The sequence below is a fragment of the Lacihabitans sp. LS3-19 genome (genome assembly GCF_024343575.1).
GTDB lineage: Bacteria > Bacteroidota > Bacteroidia > Cytophagales > Spirosomataceae > Leadbetterella.
This window is the reverse complement of sequence record NZ_RJUA01000070.1, coordinates 1-1689: the sequence shown is the minus strand read 5'-3', so window position 1 is coordinate 1689 and position 1689 is coordinate 1. Positions and strand designations below refer to the sequence as shown.

Here is a 1689-nt window from a genome sequence, read left to right as displayed (position 1 = left end):
TGGAGGTAATATACCTGTAAACAATATGCAGCCTTATCTTGCTTTGAATTATATTATTGCGTTGGTGGGGGTTTACCCTTCGAGAAACTAAAGCCTCTATTATAAGTTGTTGATTGCCAAGGAGTATTTATTAAGATTTAATAATAAAATTACTCCTTGGTATTTATGATTTATTAAAATATATTTTTTATTAAAACTTTTTCTCACACAATAAGACTTACCAAATATTTAGCAGCAAGAATTATATCAAAAACATTAATTTTATGAAAACTATTTTTACTTTATCAATTATCAATATTAAGCTTAAAAGCTTGCTGTCTTTTTTTGTAGTCTTGTTGATTTCGATTAATACTTTTGCACAAGTTACAGCCACTGAAGACTTTGAAACAGAAACGAACAATGGTTCATTTGTTGAAAGTTCAATTAATTTTACACATACATTTAGTCTAACCACTCTAGCTCCTTATGGTTATGGCGGAAGTTCGAAATTTTTGGAGTTAATCACTAATTCGCCGGCGACCAGTAATTCTGCTAACATTGCAATAAATAATAGTTTAAACCCAGGTGCCTGTTATAAAATAAATTCATTTGCTGCTTATGTAAGTAATTCTAGTGGAGGAGCAATACCTATGAATGGTTCAATAACCGTTTCAGGCATACCTTGTGGACAGGTAAATACTTTAATGGCAAATATTACTATTAATTCTAATGGTGGTGCTCTTGGAAGCGGCCAAACTATAGATGCAAATGGTATTGTAAACGGACTTAATTTTATAGGAACACCTTTAGATGGTTTATATTTTCAAAGTCTAACTTTTAATACTGTTGATGGAGATGGCTTGGGTGGGGGAAATGGTTTGGTATATCTGGAGATTGATCATGTGAATTTCACAACGACAGTACCAGTAACTAATACTTATGCAATAGCAAATGCTAATTTTTCTGAAGGAAATGCTGGAACAACAGTAAATACCTATACTATTACAAGATCTCTTGGAACTTTGGCAGGTTCAGTTCAGATTCAATCATCAAACGGTACCGCTACTGCAGGTTCAGATTACGTGGCAGTACCATTAACTACCGTTAATTTCCCGATTGGTTCTTTGTCACAAACTGTAAATGTAACCATCAACGGAGATGTAACTTTAGAACCGAATGAAACGATTAATATGACGCTTTCTAATCCCACAGGTGGTACCATTAGCTCGGGTTCAGCAATTATTACGATTTTAAATGACGATAGTTTCATAGAAACCTTTGAGGATGAAACAAATCTCGCTAATACATTCACAGAAGGTGGCGTGAATTTCCAGAGTACTGGTAAACTGGGGATTTCAAAAACGGTCTCAGCAATTGGTTCTGGTAGTTCATTCGGCTTTTTAGATTCGAAAGCTCCGTATGCAACGGGAAATCAAGGATCAATTGAAGTGACGACTGCAGGAAAGACCTTTAAAATGTTAAGTGTAGATTTATGGTCTTCGCTCAATTCGGGAAATTCTTTTCCTGCAACTGCCTGTACAGTTACTTTTACGGGTTTAAAAGAAGATGGCATCAATACTGTTTCTCATTCGGCAAGTATATCTCCTACAGGTTTAAATGGATTTGAAACTGTTAATTTTACTGGAACTCCATTTGATAATATTCCTTTGATTAGCATTTCTTTTAGTGTTTCTGGTTCTGTAAATTATC

Annotated in this window: 1 protein-coding gene; it reads left to right on the top strand. The window is 34.3% G+C overall.

Translation table 11 applies throughout. The annotated features are described in order from the left end of the window. Positions 1-263 precede the first annotated feature (263 nt). A partial coding sequence (locus tag EGI22_RS15360) for a Calx-beta domain-containing protein (RefSeq protein ID WP_255069323.1) occupies positions 264-1689 on the top strand: 1426 nt, incomplete at its 3' end.